This is a genomic window from Gemmobacter sp., assembly GCF_046292685.1.
In the GTDB taxonomy this organism is placed as follows: Bacteria; Pseudomonadota; Alphaproteobacteria; order Rhodobacterales; family Rhodobacteraceae; genus Wagnerdoeblera.
Window position 1 is genome coordinate 1 of the sequence record NZ_JBKBQM010000059.1, and the last position, 17,845, is coordinate 17,845.

General features: G+C 69.1%; 19 protein-coding genes. 6 read left to right on the forward strand and 13 right to left on the reverse strand.

Annotated features, from left to right (window positions below; genetic code table 11):
- Window positions 1-28: 28 nt before the first annotated feature.
- The 3 genes from ACK4S2_RS13745 to ACK4S2_RS13755 all read right to left on the reverse strand — a co-directional run bounded on the left by ACK4S2_RS13745 (window position 29) and on the right by ACK4S2_RS13755 (window position 3,250).
- Entirely contained in the window at window positions 29-694 is a 666-nt protein-coding gene (locus ACK4S2_RS13745; RefSeq protein WP_409625466.1) for a glutathione S-transferase family protein, read from the reverse strand.
- Between the two features lie 70 nt (window positions 695-764).
- Window positions 765-1,523, reverse strand: coding sequence for a monofunctional biosynthetic peptidoglycan transglycosylase (gene mtgA, locus ACK4S2_RS13750; protein ID WP_409625516.1), 759 nt, complete (start codon window positions 1,521-1,523; stop codon window positions 765-767).
- A 50-nt stretch (window positions 1,524-1,573) separates the two neighbouring features.
- On the reverse strand, window positions 1,574-3,250 hold the full coding sequence (locus tag ACK4S2_RS13755) for an acyl-CoA dehydrogenase family protein (RefSeq protein WP_409625469.1): 1,677 nt from the start codon (window positions 3,248-3,250) through the stop codon (window positions 1,574-1,576).
- 165 nt (window positions 3,251-3,415) lie between these two features.
- Here ACK4S2_RS13755 and ACK4S2_RS13760 point away from each other — a divergent pair, with 165 nt between their 5' ends.
- Together ACK4S2_RS13760 and ACK4S2_RS13765 are read left to right on the forward strand one after the other, a co-directional pair.
- Complete coding sequence (locus tag ACK4S2_RS13760; RefSeq protein WP_409625472.1) at window positions 3,416-4,183, forward strand: sulfite exporter TauE/SafE family protein; 768 nt, start codon at window positions 3,416-3,418, stop codon at window positions 4,181-4,183.
- A gap of 12 nt (window positions 4,184-4,195) precedes the next feature.
- Window positions 4,196-4,978 (forward strand): alpha/beta fold hydrolase, encoded by a 783-nt coding sequence (locus tag ACK4S2_RS13765; protein ID WP_409625475.1) that lies wholly within the window; start codon window positions 4,196-4,198, stop codon window positions 4,976-4,978.
- Here the strand turns inward: ACK4S2_RS13765 and ACK4S2_RS13770 are convergent.
- Together ACK4S2_RS13770 and ACK4S2_RS13775 are read right to left on the reverse strand one after the other, a co-directional pair.
- Complete coding sequence (locus ACK4S2_RS13770) at window positions 4,968-5,750, reverse strand: ChaN family lipoprotein (protein WP_409625519.1); 783 nt, start codon at window positions 5,748-5,750, stop codon at window positions 4,968-4,970. The two genes, ACK4S2_RS13765 and ACK4S2_RS13770, sit on opposite strands and share 11 nt — an antisense overlap.
- A gap of 17 nt (window positions 5,751-5,767) precedes the next feature.
- On the reverse strand, window positions 5,768-6,646 hold the full coding sequence (locus ACK4S2_RS13775; RefSeq protein ID WP_409625478.1) for an RNA polymerase factor sigma-32: 879 nt from the start codon (window positions 6,644-6,646) through the stop codon (window positions 5,768-5,770).
- 52 nt (window positions 6,647-6,698) lie between these two features.
- Here ACK4S2_RS13775 and cobU point away from each other — a divergent pair, with 52 nt between their 5' ends.
- From cobU to ACK4S2_RS13790, 3 genes are all read left to right on the forward strand, one after another.
- Window positions 6,699-7,244, forward strand: coding sequence for a bifunctional adenosylcobinamide kinase/adenosylcobinamide-phosphate guanylyltransferase (gene cobU / locus ACK4S2_RS13780; RefSeq protein ID WP_409625481.1), 546 nt, complete (start codon window positions 6,699-6,701; stop codon window positions 7,242-7,244).
- Window positions 7,241-7,819 carry a histidine phosphatase family protein gene (locus ACK4S2_RS13785; protein ID WP_409625484.1) on the forward strand — a complete coding sequence of 193 codons (579 nt, stop codon included), beginning with the start codon at window positions 7,241-7,243 and terminating at the stop codon, window positions 7,817-7,819. The genes cobU and ACK4S2_RS13785 overlap by 4 nt, the downstream gene beginning before the upstream one ends.
- A 102-nt stretch (window positions 7,820-7,921) precedes the next feature.
- Window positions 7,922-8,953, forward strand: coding sequence for a hypothetical protein (locus ACK4S2_RS13790; protein WP_409625487.1), 1,032 nt, complete (start codon window positions 7,922-7,924; stop codon window positions 8,951-8,953).
- Between the two features lie 30 nt (window positions 8,954-8,983).
- Here the strand turns inward: ACK4S2_RS13790 and ACK4S2_RS13795 are convergent, their stop codons facing one another.
- From ACK4S2_RS13795 to nudC, 8 genes are all read right to left on the reverse strand, one after another.
- Entirely contained in the window at window positions 8,984-10,168 is a 1,185-nt protein-coding gene (locus ACK4S2_RS13795) for an SPOR domain-containing protein (RefSeq protein ID WP_409625490.1), read from the reverse strand.
- A gap of 78 nt (window positions 10,169-10,246) precedes the next feature.
- Window positions 10,247-10,879, reverse strand: coding sequence for a uracil phosphoribosyltransferase (gene upp / locus ACK4S2_RS13800; RefSeq protein ID WP_409625493.1), 633 nt, complete (start codon window positions 10,877-10,879; stop codon window positions 10,247-10,249).
- Entirely contained in the window at window positions 10,879-11,853 is a 975-nt protein-coding gene (locus ACK4S2_RS13805) for an adenosine deaminase (RefSeq protein ID WP_409625496.1), read from the reverse strand. The genes upp and ACK4S2_RS13805 overlap by 1 nt, the downstream gene beginning before the upstream one ends.
- A 103-nt stretch (window positions 11,854-11,956) precedes the next feature.
- Complete coding sequence (locus tag ACK4S2_RS13810; protein WP_409625499.1) at window positions 11,957-13,153, reverse strand: phosphopentomutase; 1,197 nt, start codon at window positions 13,151-13,153, stop codon at window positions 11,957-11,959.
- A gap of 1 nt (window position 13,154) precedes the next feature.
- Window positions 13,155-14,462, reverse strand: coding sequence for a thymidine phosphorylase (locus tag ACK4S2_RS13815; protein ID WP_409625502.1), 1,308 nt, complete (start codon window positions 14,460-14,462; stop codon window positions 13,155-13,157).
- Window positions 14,459-14,851, reverse strand: coding sequence for a cytidine deaminase (locus ACK4S2_RS13820; protein ID WP_409625505.1), 393 nt, complete (start codon window positions 14,849-14,851; stop codon window positions 14,459-14,461). The genes ACK4S2_RS13815 and ACK4S2_RS13820 overlap by 4 nt, the downstream gene beginning before the upstream one ends.
- A gap of 60 nt (window positions 14,852-14,911) precedes the next feature.
- Window positions 14,912-15,376, reverse strand: a complete 465-nt coding sequence (locus tag ACK4S2_RS13825) for an SRPBCC family protein (RefSeq protein ID WP_409625508.1) — start codon at window positions 15,374-15,376, stop codon at window positions 14,912-14,914.
- A gap of 54 nt (window positions 15,377-15,430) precedes the next feature.
- Window positions 15,431-16,405: an NAD(+) diphosphatase gene (gene nudC / locus ACK4S2_RS13830; protein ID WP_409625511.1), complete on the reverse strand. Its 975-nt coding sequence runs from the start codon at window positions 16,403-16,405 to the stop codon at window positions 15,431-15,433.
- Window positions 16,406-16,639: 234 nt separating this feature from the next.
- On the opposite strand from nudC, the gene ACK4S2_RS13835 reads away from it, so the two are divergent.
- Window positions 16,640-17,845, forward strand: a 1,206-nt coding sequence (locus ACK4S2_RS13835) for a metallophosphoesterase (protein ID WP_409625513.1), incomplete at its 3' end; no start/stop codon positions are given.

Here is a 17,845-nt window from a genome sequence, read left to right on the forward strand (position 1 = left end):
CGGGGGCGGCAGCCCCCGCACCCCCGGCTCAGAAATCGAGCACGCTGTAATGCTTGGCCGGCGGGCTGCCGGGCACCTGATCGGCCAGCAGCGACCGGAAGCACGGCCGCGACTTGATCTTGGCATACCAGTCCTTGACCGCAACCTGCCGGTCCCAGTCCACATCCGACGCATAGTCGAGGCAGCTCAGATGCGCCGCTGCGGCGAAATCGGCCAACGTCATCGTATCGCCGGCCAGCCAGCGGCGCTGATCCAGCAACCAGGCCATGTAATCCAGATGATACTTTATCCGGTTGGCCCCTTCGCGGATCGCCTTGCCGTCGGGGTAGCCGGATTTCATCACCTTCTTGAGCAACCGCTCGTAGAGCAGATTGGTGGTCACCTCGTGGTGGAACTTGTCGTCGAACCAGGCACACAGCCGCCGCACCTCGTAGCGCCGCATCGGGTCGCGCGGGATCAGTTGCGGCTCCGGCACCGTTTCGTCAAGGTATTCGCAGATCGCCTGGCTCTCGCTCAGCACCCGCTCGCCCAGCCGCAGCACCGGCACCTTGCCGGCCGGGTTGCGCCGCAGCAGGTCGTGCCCCTGTTCCCAGTAGCGCTCCTCGACCAGTTCCACCTCGATGCGCTTTTCGGCCAGCGTCAACCGCACCTTGCGGCAGAACGGCGAGAGCGGAAAATGGAACAGTCGGTTCATGCACGTCGGATCCTGCAAGGGCAGGCCTTTCTTGCACCGCCCCCCGGCGGAATTCAACCCGCCCCGCGCGTCAGCCGGACTCGAAGCAGGCCGCGCGTCCATCGCGGCGGATGGTTTCGGCACCGTCCACGATGCGGGCAGTGCGTGCGCGCTGTGCCGCGGTCGGGCGTGCGGCGCTGCGCGCCTTGGGGTTGGGCAGCACCATCGCCAACCGGGCGGCCTGCACATCGCTCAACGCCGAGGCCGGAACCTTGAAATAATGCTGCGCCGCCGCCTGCACGCCGAACACGCCTTCGTCGAATTCGGCGACGTTCATGTAGACTTCGAGGATCCGCCGCTTGGACCAGAACAGCTCCACCACCGGGGTCAGCACCGCCTCCAGTGCCTTGCGCGTCCAGGTGCGGTCGTGCCAGAGAAACACGTTCTTGACCACCTGCTGCGTGATGGTCGAGGCACCGCGCGTGGCGCCTTGATCCAGCGCCTGCCGGATCGCGCCCATGTCGAAGCCCCAGTGCAGGCAATAGTTGGCATCCTCGGCCGCCACGACCGAACGCGCCATCACCGGCGCGATGTCCGACCAAGCGACCCATTCCTGCCGGATCTCGCCCAGGCGATGCGCCTCGGCCCGCATGTAGATGCCCCGCGGCGGGTTGACGACCGACAGCAGCATCACCCAGGCCAGCGTCAGCACCACCCCGCCGGCAACCGCACGCGCCGCCCAGAACAGCCCGCGCCGCCAGCGCGGCCGCCGGGGTGCAGGCGGCGCGTCCTCGGCGGCCTTGCGGCTGCGGGGTTTCTTCGGGGCGTTTGCATGGGCCATGACCGCCATCCAGACCACGGCGCGCCCCGCGGCGTCAAGCGCAAGCGGTCGCGCAGGCGTCAGTCCAGCAGACGCCGGGCGATCACCTGCGCCTGAATCTCGCCGGCCCCTTCAAAGATGTTCAGGATGCGGGCGTCGCACAGGATGCGGCTGATCTGGTATTCCAGCGCAAAGCCGTTGCCGCCATGGATCTGCAGCGCATTGTCGGCCGCAGCCCAGGCGACGCGGGCCCCCAGCAGCTTGGCCATGCCGGCCTCCAGGTCGCAGCGCTTGTCATGGTCCTTCTGCCAGGCGCTGAAATAGGTCAGTTGCCGCGCCACCATGATTTCCACCGCCATCATCGCCAGCTTGTCGGCCACGCGCGGGAAGTGGATCAGCGCCTTGCCGAACTGCACGCGGTCCTCGGCATATTTCATGCCCACTTCCAGCGCGTTCTGCGCCACTCCTATGGCCCGCGCCGCCGTCTGGATGCGGGCCGATTCGAAGGTCTGCATCAGTTGCTTGAAGCCCTGCCCCTCGACCCCGCCCAGAAGGTTCTCGCCCTTGACGCGGAACCCGTCGAAGTTGACGATATATTCCTTCATGCCGCGGTAACCCAGCACCTCGATTTCGCCACCCGACAGGCCGGGATCGACAAAGGGCTTGTCATCCGTTCCCGGCGTCTTTTCAGCCAGGAACATCGACAGGCCGCGATAATCGGTGGTGCCTTCGATGCTGCGCGCCAGCACCGTCATCACATGGGTGCGGGCGGCATGGGTGATCCAGGTCTTGTTGCCGGTGATGACCCAGTCATCCCCATCGCGCCGCGCCCGCGTGCGCAGGCTGCCGAGGTCGGAGCCGGTGTTGGGTTCGGTGAACACCGCCGTGGGCAGGATTTCGCCCGACGCGAGGCCCGGCAGCCATTTTGCCTTCTGCTCGGGCGTGCCGCCGCACAGAATCAGTTCCGCCGCAATCTCGCTGCGCGTGCCGAGGCTGCCCACGCCGATATAGCCGCGGCTCAATTCCTCGGACACCACGACCATGCTGGCCTTCGACAGGCCAAGCCCGCCGAATTCCTCGGGGATGGTCAGGCCGAAGACGCCCAGCTCGGCCAGCTCGGCGATGATCTCCATCGGGATCAGTTCGTCCTTCAGGTGCCATTCGTGGGCGTGGGGCACCACCTTGTCATCGGCAAAGCGGCGGAACTGGTCGCGGATCATTTCCAGCTCGTCATCCAGCCCGCTGGCGCCAAAGGTCGCGCGGCCGTGATTGTCGCGCATCAGCGCAACCAGCCGTGCCCGGGCGGCGGGCGTGTTGCCTGCCATCAGCGCCACGACCGCCGGGGTGGCAAAGGCCGCCATGTCGGCGGCCGTCAGCCCCATGTCGGCCGGGCGCAGGATCTCGCCCTGGTTCATCGGCAGGCCGCCTGCGATCTGGCACAGATATTCGCCACAGCCGATCTGCAGGATCAGCGCCTCCATCTCGCCGAACCGACCGGCCTCGTCCAGCCGCGCCGCCCAGGCCTGCATCTGGCGCAACGCCTCGACGTAAGTGGCAAGCCAGGCCAGCCCATGCGCCATGCGCTGATGCTGTTCCAGCGCACCGGCGCTGATCTTGCCACCCACAGTGACCGTTTCGCGCAACCGTTCCGTGGCGGTTGCCAGCAGCGTGCCTGCGGGCGCGAGCGCCTGCTCGGCAAGGCCGGTCAGACCGGAAAGAAGTGCGGAAGCGGGCATGTCCTGGCCATCGTGCGGCATGGCGACTCTCCTCGGAAACTGCTGGGCCGGGGATACGGCCTTTGCAGGTGCAGCGCAATAATAATTCAATGCTCGCAGTCGTCCAGCAGGAAAATGTCGTGCGCATTTTGCCCGTGCAGCGCCCATCGGGCTGAGCTATGGCTGCCGCCGACGGGGAGATACGGTATGGACATCCTGTTTGGCGGCTTGCCCGCATGGGCGTTCTGGACGGCTTGCGCGGTGGCGCTGGGGGCGGGGTTCGTCAAGGGCGCCATCGGGTTTGCCATGCCGCTCATCATGATGTCGGCCTTCGGGTCGTTCATGCCGCCCGATCTGGCCCTGGCGGGGCTGATTCTTTCCACGGTGACCACCAACGTGCACCAGGCGCTGCGCGATGGCTGGGGGCCGGCCCGCGATGCCGCCTGGAAATACCGCCGGATGATCGCCATGATCGTGGTGGGCATCGTGGTTACCGCGCCCTTGGTGCCCTATCTGCCGCAGCGCGTGCTGATGGGTTTGCTGGGCGTGCCGGTGCTGGCCTTTGCGCTGGTGCAGATCGCCGGGGTTCCGCTGAAGCTGAAGCTGGAACACCAGACACGGGCGGAATACGGGCTGGGCATCGTCGGCGGGCTTTACGGCGGGGTTTCGGGGATCTGGGGGCCGCCGGTGATTGTCTATCTGCTGTCGATCGGCGCCGGTAAGGCCGAGACCGTCCGTGTGCAAGGCGTGACCTTTCTGCTGGGGGCGGTGGTGCTGATGGGGGCGCACCTGAATTCGGGCGTGCTGAACGCGGTGTCCTTGCCGTTTTCGGCCGCGCTGGTGGTGCCGGCGGCGCTGGGCATGTGGCTTGGGTTCCTGTTGCAGGACCGTCTCGACCCGGCCCGCTTTCGCCGCTGGACGCTGATCCTGCTGGCGCTGACGGCGCTGAACCTTTTGCGCAAGGCGGTGATGTGATGGGGTGATGCCATGCTGAACGTGCTGACCTACGGCGACCACAGCGGCGTGCCGGTGCTGATCGTGCACGGGTTGTTCGGATCGGGGCGGAACTGGGGCGCCATCGCGCGGCGCCTGGGCACAAGCCGCCCGGTGATCGCGGTCGACATGCGCAACCACGGCGATTCGCCGCGCTTTGCCACCCAGAGCTACGCCGACATGGCGGCCGATCTGGCCGAGGTGATCGCCGCACATGGCGAGCAGGCGGATGTGATGGGGCATTCGATGGGCGGCAAGGCCGCCATGATGCTGGCTTTGACCCACCCCGAACGGGTGCGGCGGCTGATCGTGGCCGACATCGCGCCGGTGGCCTACGGCCACACGCAGGTGCAGCACATCCATGCCATGCGCGCGCTGGACCTGACCGGGCTGAACGCCCGCTCCGAGGCCGACCGCCGCTTCGCCGCGACCGTGCCCGACCCGGCGTTGCGCGCGTTCTTCCTGCAATCGCTGGACCTCAAGTCCGACCCGCCGCGCTGGAAGCTGAACCTCGATGCGCTGGAGGCGGAAATGCCCGCCATCGTCGGCTGGCCCGACCCGCCCGGCACCTACGACGGCCCGACGCTGTTCCTGTCGGGCGCGCTGTCGGATTACGTGCGGCCGGAACACCGCGCGGCGATCCTGCGGCAGTTTCCGCATGCACGCTTTGCCCGCATCCCCGGCGCGGGCCACTGGCTGCACGCCGACCGCCCACGCGAGTTCGAAGCCGCGGTCGCCACCTGGCTGGATGCGACCGACCCGGGCGTCAGTTCGTGAAGACCCCGCAAGGGTCAGGGCGCGGCTGCGGTGCTGTCACCACCCACAGGTCGAAGGGCGCATCGGGTCCGGGGTCTGCCTCCAGCTGGCCCACGGCCAGCACCCGCAGGCCAGGCGCCGCCACCGACAGCGCGGCCGGAATACCCTGATCCTTGCGCACATGGCCGGTTCCGGTGATCACCGCGACCGGGCCGCCGGTCGCCGCCATCGCCTGCACCACGGCCCGCGCCAGCGCCGCATCGCGCAGGCGCTGCGCCTCGACCATGCCGGGCAGCATGGTGTCGGGCAAGGCGCCGCAATGCGCCTGCTGCTGCAAGGCTTCGCGCGCGGCCTGATCGGCGGGCTCCAGCGCCCGATCCAGCCCGTAACGCGCGGCATCGGGCCCGAAGGCAGCCGCCGCCCCCGAAACAAAGGCCGAACGCACCTGATCGCGCGGCAAGGCGGCGCCGAACACCTGCGCCTCGGGCGCTGCCAGAAAGATCGGGTGATACATGGCAAAATCGGGCCAGCCAGAGGTTTCCCACCGCAAGGCTGCCGCCAGCGCCGCAGGATCGTTCCGCAAGGCGGGGGTGACCAAGGCCGCCTGCTCGGGGCTCAGCATCTCGAACACCAGCGCCCGGGGGCGCAGCGCCGCCACCGCTTCGGCCTGGACGCGGTGGTGTTCGGCGTTGTCATGCACCTCGCCCAGCAGCACGACCGGCCAGCCGGCGAGGGCGCCGGGCAGATCGGCCGGGGCAATCGGCGCCGCCGCCACGGGCAGCACCGACACCATCAAGGCCAGCAGCGCCCTCACAGCAGGAAGTGGCGCACCTCGCGCGACTGGTCCTCCAGCGCACGACGCATCTTGGCAAAGGCGGCCGCCTCGAGCTGGCGCACCCGTTCCTTGGAAAGGCCCAGCTCCTCGCCCAGCGACTCAAGTGTGCGCGGGTCGTCGCGCAACTTGCGTTCGGCCACGATGAACCGCTCGCGCGGGCTCAACCGTTCCAGCGCCGAAGCCAGCCATCCGCGCAGATGTGCCGTATCGTGGCGGTTCTCGACGATCTCGGCCGCCTGTGTGCCCTCGTCCTCCAGCACGTCGATCCATTCGCGCCCGTCTTCGTCCGACGACTGCATGGCATTAAGCGAAAAGTCCGTGCCCGACAACCGCCCGTCCATCATCTCCACATCCGCCAGCGGCACGCCCAGATCGGCAGCGATCATCTGGCGCAGCTGGTGGCCATCCAGCGCTTCGCCGCGCTGCGACGCCTCGCGCTCGATCCGGGCCTGAACGCGCCGCATGTTGAAGAACAGCGCCTTCTGGCTGGAGGTGGACCCGGTGCGCACCATCGACCAGTTGCGCATCACGTAGTCCTGGATGCTCGCCTTGATCCACCACACGGCATAGGTGGAAAAGCGCACGCCGCGATCGGGGTCGAACTTGTCGGCCGCCTTCATCAGGCCAAGGCTGGCTTCCTGGATCAGGTCGTTCATCGGCGCGCCATAACGGCGGAACTTGGCCGCCATCGAAATCGCCAGCCGCATGTAGGCGGTAATCAGCCGGTGCAGCGCCTGTTCATCGCGCTGGTCGCGCCAGGCATAGGCCAGCGCAAGCTCGGTTTCCGCATCCAGCATTTCCGCCTTCATCGCTTGGCGGGACAATTTCAGATCGGTATAGCCATCCAACGCCATGACAACCCCCTTGGACCTTTCAGCGGTCTTTTGCCCAAGGATACGCACGCCGATGCCGACCGGATCACACTTGCCGCACCTGAGTTTCGTGACCGGCGGCGCGCGGTCGGGAAAGTCGCGCTTTGCCGAAGGCCTGGTCCGTTCCGGCGCCGCGCCCTACACTTACATCGCCACCGCCGAAGCCTGGGACGACGAGATGCGCGAGCGCATCGCCCGCCACAGGGCCGACCGCGGCGACGGGTGGCAAACCGTCGAGGCGCCGCTCGACCTTGCGGCGGCGCTGGCACAGGTCGGGCGCGGCACGGTGCTGGTCGATTGCGCGACGCTCTGGCTTTCGAACCACCTGCTGGCCGGACACGATCTGGCACAGGAAACCGCGCGGCTGCTGGCGGCGTTGGCCGCCTGCGCCGTGCCCGTCGTGGTCGTTTCGAACGAGGTCGGCTGGGGCATCGTGCCGGAAAACGCGCTGGCCCGGGCGTTTCGCGATGCGCAAGGCCGGCTGAACCAGCAGATCGCGGCCGAAGCCGCGCTGGCGGTTGCCGTGATCGCGGGTTTGCCGCTGGTGCTGAAGGGCAGCTTGCCGGCGGGGCCGGCATGACCCGGTTCTTCTGGCTGCGCCATGCCCCCACCCACGAACGCGCCTTTACCGGCTGGCGCGATGTGCCGGCCGACCTGTCGGACCGCAACCTGATCGCCCGCGTCGCCCGCTTGCTGCCCACCGATGCGCTGGTGGTATCGTCCGACCTGATCCGCGCGCGCACCACGGCCGACGCCTTGACCGGCCCGCGCACACGGCTGCCCGACGACCCGGGCTTGCGCGAGTTCCATTTCGGCATCTGGGATGGGCAAATGTGGCACGAGGTGGCGGCCTCGGACCCCGAGCTGAGCCGCGCCTACTGGGAAACGCCGGGCGACATCGCCCCGCCAGGAGGCGAAAGCTGGAACATGGCCGACGCGCGGATCGAAGCGGCCGTCCAGCGGCTGATTGCGGCGCATGCGGGCCGCAACATCGTGGTGGTGGCGCATTTCGGCACCATCCTCACACAGGTGGCGCGTGCCCGCGCGCAAAGCCCAAGCGAGGCGCTGGCACAACTTGTCGAACCGCTGTCGCTGACCGAAATCGTGGTCGACGGCGCCGAACGGCGGGTTCTGCGCGTCAATCACCTAGCGTAAACCGGGCAGGATCGCTGCCGGCGTTGTGAAGTGCCCCCCCATGCGTTACGATGCGCGGAAAACACAAGGCAGGGCACCGGCCAACGGTGCACGCGGGGCAGCATGACCGCTCTGAAGAAATACGCGAGGTTGGAGGCCACCGGCCTTTGGCGCGCCTCGCCCGATGCCCAGCGGCGCGAGGTTGCCGTGGCCTTCGGCGATGCCACGCTTGTTCTGTCGGAACTGCGGGGAACGGGGGCGGCAATCACCCATTGGTCGCTGTCGGCGGTGGAACGGCGCAACCCCGGGCAGTTGCCGGCGCTTTATGCGCCTTCGTCCGATCCGCTGGCCGAGACGCTGGAAATGGACGACCCCGCCATGATCGAAGCCATCGAAACCGTGCGCGCGGCGCTGGCGCGCCGGCGGCCGCGGCGAGGACGGCTGCGGTTCGGCGTGGTGGCGGCCACCGTTGCGGCGGTGGCTGCGCTGGGGCTGTTCTGGTTGCCGGGCGCCCTGGTCGAACACGCGGCTCGCGTCGTGCCCTTCGTCAAGCGGCAGGAAATCGGCCGGACCCTGCTTGCCGGCATGGAACGCTATACGGGCGCACCCTGCGCCAGCCCGGAAGGCGCCGCGGTGCTCGAACGACTGGCAGAGCGGCTGTTCGACGGCGACGGCACCCGTATCGTGGTGTTGCGCGATGGCCTGCCGCCCGGCGCAGGCACGCAGGTGCCCGGAAGGCTGATGCTGGTGGACCGGCGGGTGCTGGAAAACCACGACGGCCCCGAGATTCTGGCCGCAACACTCGTCGCCGAACGGCTGCGCGCCGACCTGTCGGACCCGCTGGTCCGGGTGCTGCGCGCTGCCGGCACCCGCGCCACCTTCGTGTTGCTGGCCACCGGTTCGGTTCCGGTCGAGGCCCTGTCTTCCCAGGCCCAGGCGCGCTTGCGCCCCGATACCGCCGCCGTCCCTGCCGAACCGCTGCTGGAGCGGCTGAAGGCGGCTGGGGTGCCCTCTACCCCCTATGCGCTGGCGCTAGACCCCACGGGGCGCGAGACGCTGGCCCTGATCGAGGCTGACCCTTTCCCGCCCGGTCAGGCAAGGCCCTTGCTGCCCGATGCCGACTGGCTGGCCTTGCAGGCCATTTGCGCGCGCTGACCTGCCCCGCGACGCCGGCAACCCGCTGGATCAGCGCCGCAGGATGGCGTCGCCAAAGCCGGCCGCGCGCACGGTCTGCAACACCGACTGCGCCTGACCGGGGGCATCGAAGGGCCCGGCCTGCACCACCTGCACGGGCTTGCCCTTGATGTGGCTGCGGCTGACCTGCACCGGAAGACCCAAGGCCTGCAGCCGCGCCACGGCCCGGGCTGCATTTTCGGGCACGCCGAAACTGCCCACCTGCACGAAGCGTCCCGCCGCCACCGAGGCCGGGCGCGGCGTCACCGGCGCCGACATGGAGCTGGCAACCGACCTGCGCGGCTGGGCATAGGCGGGGTCGCGCAGCTTTTGCGGCGGCCGATCCGTCCAGATCTGCAGCATCTGCTGGTGCCCCTGCGGGGTGCCGGCCGCCCGGTTCGGGTTCAGCCGGTCATCGCGCCAGGCCGGCTTGAACCCGGCCGGCGGGGCCATCAGATCGGTTTCGGCCATGCGCACCGGCACGGCCTGCGACGCGGCCCGGATTTCGGCCATGCGCTCGATATCGCCGGGACGCAGGCCGGTCAGCCGGTGCGGTCCGCTGGCGCAAACCAGCATGCTGCCGCCCCGGTGCAGCGGATAGACCTTGCCGAACGGGGCATAGTCCGGGCACCCGGCGGTGCGGCTGATCGGCTCGGCCGGTTGCCGGGCGGCGCCGGCCACCGGCGCGGGGGCCACCGTGGCAGCCGGCGCCGGCCAAGGCACAGCCGGTGTCGCCGCAGGGGCAGGCGCCGTCGCCACACGGGCAGGCTGCAAGGGCGTCGGTGCGCCATAGGTCACGGGCGGCGGCACGTAAGAGGCCGCCGGCACCGTCCCACGCGCCGGGCTGCGCGGCACCGGGGCCGGCGCAGTCGGAGCCGGTGCCGGGGCGGCCGCCACAACCTGCGGCGCCGGCTGCACCGGCTCGGCCGGGGCCGCCAGTTCGCGGCGCGCCGCGGCCATCACGCCAAGGCTGGGGGGCTGGCCGCAGATTGGCTGGCGGTTGCGGTCGATCCGTGCGACCCAGTTCACTTGTCCGCCGTGCCCGGCCCGGATGAACAGGCACCCGCGGCTATCGACATATTGCTGCCCGGCAAAGTCTGCCGGGGGCAATTCGGCCGGGGCGCGGCCCTGAGCCTGAGCGAAAGTGACAAACGAAAAGGTCGCGACAATCGCAACCGACGAAAGCTTCAGCAGCATGGACCACCCCCTGGCAGTTCCGGCCATCATGGCGGCGTTTGCCTTGCGAGGCAAGGGCCGCAAGCCCTTGGCGGTGCCTTACTTCGTGCCGAACATCCGGTCGCCGGCATCGCCAAGACCCGGCACGATGTAGCCGTGGTCGTTCAGATGGCTGTCGACCGCGGCGGTCACGATGGGCACGTCGGGGTGCGCGGCCTTCATGCGGGCAATCCCTTCGGGCGCTGCCAGCAGACACAGGAACCGGATGTTCTTTGCCCCCTTGGCCTTCAGCAGGTCCACCGCCGCAGCCGAGGAATTGCCCGTGGCCAGCATCGGGTCCACGACGATGGTGATGCGTTCGTCCAGGGCATCGGGCACCTTGCAGTAATACTGCACCGGCTGCAGCGTCTCGGGGTCGCGATAGAGCCCGATGAAGCCGACCCGCGCCGCCGGGATCAGTTCCAGGATGCCGTCCAGCAACCCGTTGCCCGCCCGCAGGATGCTGATGAGCGCCAGCTTCTTGCCCTCGATGCTCGGGGCCTCCATCGGCTCCAGCGGCGTTTCGATGTGGCGGGTCGTCATCGGCAACTCGCGCGTCACCTCGTAGGCCAGAAGCAGGCTGATTTCCCGCAAGAGCTGGCGAAAGGTCTTGGTCGAGGTCTCCTTGTCGCGCATGATCGACAGCTTGTGCTGCACCAGCGGATGGGTGACGACGGTCAGATGGTCCAGCATCAGGCGGCCTCCAGCTTCTTGGCAATGCGCGCACGGGTATCGGCGTCGCAGAAGGCGGCGTCAAGCGCGATGCGGTTCAGGCGGCGGAACTGGCCTTCGTCCCAGTCGAAGGCGCGGTGCAATTCGGCATACTCGCGTTCCATCGTTGTGTGGAAAAAGGGCGGGTCGTCGGTGGACACCGTCACCTTCACCCCGCGCCGGTCCAGCTCGGCAATCGGGTGCTTGCGCCACGAAGGGAACACGCCCAGCGCGACGTTCGACCCCGGGCAGACCTCCAGCACGGTGCCCCGCTCGGCCAGTTCGTCCACCAGCGCCAGATCCTCGATGGCGCGCACCCCATGCCCGATGCGTTCCACCCCCAGATCGCGCAAGGCATCGCGGATGCTGTCCGGCCCGCCCCATTCCCCGGCATGAGCGGTCAGGCGCAAGCCCGCCTCGCGGGCGCAATCGAAGGCCCAGGCGAAATCTCCGGGCTTGCCGGCCTTTTCATCCCCCGCAAGGCCGAAGCCGGTAATGAAATCGCCCACCGTCTCGGCCGCACAGACCGCGGTTTCCCGCGCCTTGTCGGGGCCGAAGTGCCGGATGCAGGTGACGATGCCGCGCAGCTCTGGGCCGCCTTGTGCCGCCACCGCTGCTGCCGCCTCCTGCATCGCCGCCAGATACTCGCGCCAGGCCCCCACATCGCGCCCGCCGCAGAAATCGGGGCTGAGGAAGGTTTCGGCATAGACAACACCCGAGGCAGCGCATTCCTCCAGCACCGCCCGGGTCAGGCGGGCATAATCGGCCGGGCTGGTCAGCACCGATGTCGCAGCCTCATAGACCTTCAGGAAGTGCCAGAAGTCGGTGTAGCTGTAATTCCCCTGCGCGTCGAAGATGCCGCCGATGTCGATGGACTTTTCCTTTGCCAGCCCGCGGACAAAGGCAGGGGGCGCCGCGCCTTCCAGATGCAGATGCAGTTCGATTTTCGGCAGCATGCCCTCGCCTCTCATTTTCTGTCTCTAAATATCCCGGGGGCGCCTGTTGGTGCGCCATCGGTTCAAGAACCGACAGGCGCGGGGGGCTGGCCCCCAGGCCCTGTCAGATCAGCGCACGCCCGGGCCCGGGGTTCGGCACCCTCAGATGTGCGGCCACCGTCGCCGCCACATCGACAAAGGCGCACAGGCCCAGCGCCCCTGCCCCGACCCCTGCACACAGCACCGGCACCCGTTCGCGGGTATGTTCGGTGCCCCGCCAGGTCGGGTCGTTGCCGTGGTCGGCGGTGAACACCGCCAGATCGCCGGGGCGCAGCCGCGCCAGCAGCGCACCCGCCTGCGAATCGAACCATTCCAGCGCCCGGGCATAGCCCGCCACATCGCGGGGGTGGCCATAAAGGCTGTCGAACTCCACGAAGTTGGCAAATGTCAGCGAACCGTCCTCGGCCTCGTCGGAAAGACGAAGAAGATGTTCGAAAAGCGAAGCATCGTTCTTGCCCTTGTGCAGCTTGCCCACCCCTTTCATGGAAAAGATGTCGCCGATCTTGCCCACCGCATGGGTCATCCGGCCGGCCGCGGCCGCCACATCCAGCAGCGTGGGCGCCGGCGGGTCGATGGCGAAATCCTTGCGGTTGGCGGTGCGGCGGAAATCGTCGCAGGTGCCGGTAAAGGGCCGGGCGATGACCCGCCCCACCTTCATCGCGTGCAGATGCGGGGCCAGATCGGCGCAAAGGCGATAGAGCCGCTCCAGCCCGAACGCCTCCTCGTGGGCGGCGATCTGGAACACGCTGTCGGCGCTGGTGTAGCAGATGGGCCAGCCGGTGCGCAGATGTTCATTGCAATGCGCCGCGATGATCGGCACGCCCGAGGCATGGCAATTGCCCAGCGTGCCGTCCGTTCCGGCCAGCCGCGCCACCAGCGCCATCAGATCGGGCGGAAAGGCCGGCTGCGTGTCGGGGAAATAGGTCCAGTCCCAGGGCACGGGCACCCCGGCCAGTTCCCAGTGGCCCGAAGGCGTGTCCTTGCCGCGCGACACTTCCGTGGCCGCCCCCCAGCGCCCTTGCGGCACCGCGCCCAAGCCCGGCGCGTCGAACCCGCTGGCCAGCCGGATCGCGGCGCCAAGGCCCAGCCCGTCCAGCACCGGCATGCGCAACGGCCCGCTGCGGCCCTGTTCGGCGCGGCCGGCCGCACAGGCCTGTGCGATATGGCCCAACGTATTCGCCCCGGCATCGCCGAAGTCGGCGGCATCGGGGGCACCGCCGCAACCCACGCTGTCCATCACGATCAAAAACGCGCGCGGCATCTCAGGCCACCCGCCCCTGAACAAGGTCGGGCGCATCCGCACCGTCGCCCAGCACATAGGCGGCCTGAACCGCAGCAATCGCCCGTTCGGCCGCCGCTTCGGTAGCCGCATGGACGACTGCAAGCGGATCGCCCGGCCCAACATTCATTCCGATGCCCTTGAGCTCGGAAAACCCTACGCGCGGGTCGATGGCGTCGCCGTTGCGCAATCGACCGCCGCCCAGATGCACCACCGCCTCGCCCACCGCCCGGGTGTCGATGCGGGCGACGATGCCCTGCCCGAGCGCCGGCACATCGCGCACCACCGGCGCAGCAGGCAGATGGTCGCGCCAGCGTTCCAGAAAATCGGCCGGGCCGCCTTGCGCCGCCACCATGCGGGCAAGGCGTTCCGCTGCGCGGCCCGAACGGATCGCGGAAATGATGCGCTGCCCGCCGGTCGCAGCATCGGGCGCCGCCCCGCACAGGGCCAGAAGCTCGCCGCCCAGCGCCTCGGTCAGATCCCACAGGCGCTGGTTCACCGGATCGCAGGTCAGGGCGCCCATGACCTCGGCCACCTCAACCGCATTGCCGGCATTGCAGGCCAGCGGCTGATCCATATCGGTAATCAGCGCACTGGTGCGGCACCCGGCGCCTATCGCCGTATCCACCAGCGCCCGCGCCAGCGCCTGCGCCTGATCGGCCGAAGGCAGGAAGGCGCCCGAGCCGACCTTGACATCCAGCACCAGGGCCTCCAGCCCCGCCGAAAGCTTCTTGGACAGGATCGAGGCGGTAATCAGGTCGATCGACTCGACCGTCGCCGTCACGTCGCGGATCGCGTAAAGCCGCCGGTCGGCCGGCGCGATTTCGCCGGTCGCGGCCACGATGGCACAGCCCACCTCGGCCACGATGCGGCGGAAGTCGGTTTCGGACTGGTCCACGGTGTAGCCCGGAATCGCCTCGAGCTTGTCCAGCGTGCCGCCGGTATGTCCAAGCCCGCGCCCCGAAACCATCGGCACATAGACCCCGCATTCGGCCAGCGCCGGCGCCAGCAGCAACGAGATGGAATCGCCCACCCCGCCGGTCGAATGCTTGTCGACCACCGGCGCATCCATCCGCCAGGTCAGAACCCGGCCGGTGTCGCGCATGGCCCGGGTCAGCGCCACGCGCCCCGGCTCGCCCAGGCCTTTCAGCAGCACCGCCATCGCAAAGGCCCCGGCCTGGGCATCGGTCACCCCGCCCGTGGCCAGCCCTTGCGCAAACCATTGCAGGTCGGCCACCGAAGGCGACCCGCCATCGCGCACAGTCGCAATGATGCGGCGCGCGTCGCTCATGTCCGGTCCATGTGCGCGGGGGTGAAGGCGCCGGGCAGCAAAGCGCCGATGGTGGTGGTCAGGCTTTGGCCATCGGTGGTGCACAGCGTGACCGGGGTTTCGGGCTGGCCGAACTCGGCCAGCTTTTGCCGGCATCCGCCGCAAGGCGGGACCGGTGCGGGGCAATCGGCGATGACCAGAACTTCGGTCAACCGCGTTTCACCGGCGGCCACCATTGCGGCAATCGCGCCGGCCTCGGCGCAGGTGCCTTCGGGATAGGCCGCATTTTCGACATTGCAGCCGCGGTAGATGGCACCCGAGGCGCCGCGCACCGCCGCCCCCACCTTGAAACGGGAATAGGGCACCCAGGCGTTTTCGCGCACTTCGGTAGCAGCTTGCAACAGTGACATGACCCCTCGCGGCGTTGGAAAGCAGCATCCTGACGCGCGGCGAAGAATTTGTCCAGATGGTCAGAATCCAGCCTTCTGCCCGCGGGCGCGCGCCTCGATCATGGTGGCAAGCTGGGCAACGCGCGCCTGATACTTGCGCACGACCCGGCCACGCGCAAGCTTCATCGATTGCAGGAACAACCGCGCGGCCAGGCTGAGCGGCCGGACCTCGGTGGTCACGGTCATGCGCGTGCGGCGCGGGCCCAGCTCCAGCAGCTCCACCTGCATGTTGCCTTCGAGGTGGCGCCCCTCGCCGGAAAAGGCCAGCAGGCCCGCGGCCTCGATACGCTCTTGCCGGATGGTGACATGGCGCCGCTTGCCGCGAAAGACAAAAGCCACCTGCCAGGCCGGCACCTTGCCCTGGTCCTTGCGCTGCACCTCGGCGCCACGGCGCAGGGCCGCCCGCTCGAACGCCTCGTAATCGGTCAGCACCGCCCAGACCCCGGCCACCGGAACCTCTATATCCTCGCGCGCGCCGAACTTCATCCCCTGCCCTGCCCCTTGTCGTTGGTTCTTGCAGATATGGACCGAGCCGCCGGATCAGTCCAGCGCATCGGCCAGCCAGGCGCGGATCAGAAAATGCGCAATTGCACCCTTTCGTGCCGGGCGCAGTTCGGGATGGCGCCCCCCCATCACCTCGACCATCTCCTCGCGCGTCACCCAGCGTGCCGCTTCGAGCTCGGCGGGGTCGATGGTGATGGCATCGCCCAGCGCCTCGCCCGCGCAGCCCAGCATCAGCGAGGCCGGAAAGGGCCAGGGCTGGCTTGCCAGATACCGCACGGCGCCCACCGGGACGCCGGTTTCCTCGGCCACCTCGCGGCGCACCGCGGCCTCGATCGTCTCGCCGGGTTCGATGAAGCCCGCCAGCAACGAAAACATCCCCGGCGGCCACCCGGGCGAGCGCCCCATCAGCACCCGGTTGCCGCGTGTGATCAGCATGATGACCACAGGATCGGTGCGCGGGAAATGCGGCGCGCGGCAGGCCGGGCACTGGCGCTGCCAGCCGGCCATCGTCACCTCGGACCGCTGGCCGCAGCGCGCGCAGAAGCCGTGCGTGCGATGCCATTCGAACAGCCCCCGCGCCATCGCCGCCAACTCGGCCTCGAGCGGCGACAGCGCCGCCATCACGCCCCGCAGTTCGGCAAAGCGGTGATCGGCGGGCAAGGCGGGGTGGTGCTGTTCGGTCGGGTCGAAAAAGGCGCCTTGCGCGCCGGCATCCAGCCCGGCGGGTTCCCACCCCGAAAGGTCGGCGGCAAACAGCGGCGCATCGCCGGCAAGCCCCAGAAACAGCGGGGGCGTGCCGGCGGCCTCGGCCAGAACCGGGTGATCGGGTGGCACAAGCCCCAGGGCCGAACGGGCCTCGCCCGCGATCAGCGGCTTGCCGCGCCACATCGGCAGAACCCGCGTGGCCGGGCCGCGCCACATCGCCGCCTGCCGTTCCGCATCGCCCCGCAGGGCGGCGCCACGGTCCAGCCCGCCCAAGCCCCCGAAGGTCACCGTTTCCGCATCGCGCATGGCCTTGCCCCTGTTGCCGTCTGCGATGGATGCCACGCCGCGGCCACCGGCGAAAGGGCGGATGGCCGCCGTTGCCGAAATGCAACCCTTGATTGCGCAACGCACTCCCGGCTCGCCGCAGGCTGGACGGCTGCCATCGCCCGGCTAAGGTAACTGCGCATGACAGCGAGGAAAACCCCGTTGCCGCCCAAGACCTTGAAAGAACCGCCGACCCCGCGCTGCACGGTCACTGTGTTGGCCACCAGCGATCTGCACCTGCATCTTTGCCCCTGGGACTACTACGCCGACCGCCCTGACCCGGGCGAAGGGCTGGCCTCGGTGGCAGGGCATATCCGCGCGCTGCGCCGGACCTTTCCGAATGCGCTGCTGGTCGACAACGGCGACTTCCTGCAAGGCACCGCCCTGGGCGAGGCGCTGGCCGACGCGCGCCCCCCGGGCCCCGGCCACCCGCACCCGATGGTCGAGGCGCTGAATGTGCTGGAATACGATGCGGTGGCGCTGGGGAACCACGACTTCAACTACGGCCTCGGCTTTCTTGCCGATGCGCTGGCGGGTGCTCGGTTTCCGGTGTTGTGCGCCAATCTGCGGCGGATCGACGGCGGGCCGATGCTGTGGGGCGGGTGGACGTTGCTTGACCGCAAGGTCATCTGCACCGATGGCCGCGAACGATCACTGCGCCTGGGGCTGGTGGGCTTTGTTCCTCCGCAGGTGATGATCTGGGATCACGCCCACCTGAACGGACGCGCCCAGGTCGAAGGCATCGTGGCCGCGGCCAATCGGGTGGTGCCGCAGATCATCGCCGCCGGGGCCGATGTCGTGGTCGCGCTGTGCCATTCCGGCATCGGCACGATGGATGGTGGCGCGGAGCCCGAGGCCGAAAACGCGGCACTGGCGCTGGCGGCCGTGCCGGGAATCGATGCCGTGGTGGCCGGGCACAGCCACCAGGTGTTTCCGGGCTGCGGTTTCGACGACCTGCCGCACATCGACAACAAGGCAGGGCTGCTGTCGGGCAAACCGGCCTGCATGCCCGGGTTTTCGGCCAGCCACCTCGGGGTGCTGCGGCTTGATCTGGAGCTGACGGCCGGCCGGGGGTGGCGCTGCAACGGCGGGGCGGGCAGCACCGTCAGCCTGTCGGCGGTGGCCGGTGCCGGGCCGCCGGACGACGCCCGGCCGACCGGCGCGGATGACGAGCCGCTGCTGCGCCTGTGCGAAGCCGCACATGTGGCCACCCGCCGATACCTCGACCGCCCGGCGGGGCACACCGAAACGGCGCTGACCAGCTATTTCGCCATGACCGGCGATTGCGCAGCCACCCGCCTGATTGCGCGCGCGCAGGCCTGGCACGTGGCGCAGATGCTGAGCACCGGGCCCCATGCCCATCTGCCGGTGCTGTCGGCCGCCGCCCCGGCGCGGGCCGGCGGGCGCGGCGGGCCCGGAAAC

Bases quoted from the DNA above. Each gene is read 5' to 3' on its own strand.
- ACK4S2_RS13815 (WP_409625502.1), bottom strand. From the start codon at position 14,462: ATGAGCGACGCGCGCCGCATCATTGCGACTGTGCGCGATGGCGGGTCG.
- upp (WP_409625493.1), bottom strand. From the start codon at position 10,879: ATGCTGGACCATCTGACCGTCGTCACCCATCCGCTGGTGCAGCACAAG.
- ACK4S2_RS13795 (WP_409625490.1), bottom strand. From the start codon at position 10,168: ATGCTGCTGAAGCTTTCGTCGGTTGCGATTGTCGCGACCTTTTCGTTT.
- ACK4S2_RS13785 (WP_409625484.1), top strand. From the start codon at position 7,241: ATGACCCGGTTCTTCTGGCTGCGCCATGCCCCCACCCACGAACGCGCC.
- ACK4S2_RS13820 (WP_409625505.1), bottom strand. From the start codon at position 14,851: ATGTCACTGTTGCAAGCTGCTACCGAAGTGCGCGAAAACGCCTGGGTG.
- ACK4S2_RS13760 (WP_409625472.1), top strand. From the start codon at position 3,416: ATGGACATCCTGTTTGGCGGCTTGCCCGCATGGGCGTTCTGGACGGCT.
- ACK4S2_RS13770 (WP_409625519.1), bottom strand. From the start codon at position 5,750: ATGGTGTCGGTGCTGCCCGTGGCGGCGGCGCCGATTGCCCCGGCCGAT.
- cobU (WP_409625481.1), top strand. From the start codon at position 6,699: ATGCCGACCGGATCACACTTGCCGCACCTGAGTTTCGTGACCGGCGGC.
- ACK4S2_RS13775 (WP_409625478.1), bottom strand. From the start codon at position 6,646: ATGGCGTTGGATGGCTATACCGATCTGAAATTGTCCCGCCAAGCGATG.
- ACK4S2_RS13755 (WP_409625469.1), bottom strand. From the start codon at position 3,250: ATGCCGCACGATGGCCAGGACATGCCCGCTTCCGCACTTCTTTCCGGT.
- ACK4S2_RS13790 (WP_409625487.1), top strand. From the start codon at position 7,922: ATGACCGCTCTGAAGAAATACGCGAGGTTGGAGGCCACCGGCCTTTGG.
- mtgA (WP_409625516.1), bottom strand. From the start codon at position 1,523: ATGGCGGTCATGGCCCATGCAAACGCCCCGAAGAAACCCCGCAGCCGC.
- ACK4S2_RS13825 (WP_409625508.1), bottom strand. From the start codon at position 15,376: ATGAAGTTCGGCGCGCGCGAGGATATAGAGGTTCCGGTGGCCGGGGTC.
- ACK4S2_RS13810 (WP_409625499.1), bottom strand. From the start codon at position 13,153: ATGCCGCGCGCGTTTTTGATCGTGATGGACAGCGTGGGTTGCGGCGGT.
- ACK4S2_RS13765 (WP_409625475.1), top strand. From the start codon at position 4,196: ATGCTGAACGTGCTGACCTACGGCGACCACAGCGGCGTGCCGGTGCTG.
- ACK4S2_RS13805 (WP_409625496.1), bottom strand. From the start codon at position 11,853: ATGCTGCCGAAAATCGAACTGCATCTGCATCTGGAAGGCGCGGCGCCC.
- ACK4S2_RS13745 (WP_409625466.1), bottom strand. From the start codon at position 694: ATGAACCGACTGTTCCATTTTCCGCTCTCGCCGTTCTGCCGCAAGGTG.
- nudC (WP_409625511.1), bottom strand. From the start codon at position 16,405: ATGCGCGATGCGGAAACGGTGACCTTCGGGGGCTTGGGCGGGCTGGAC.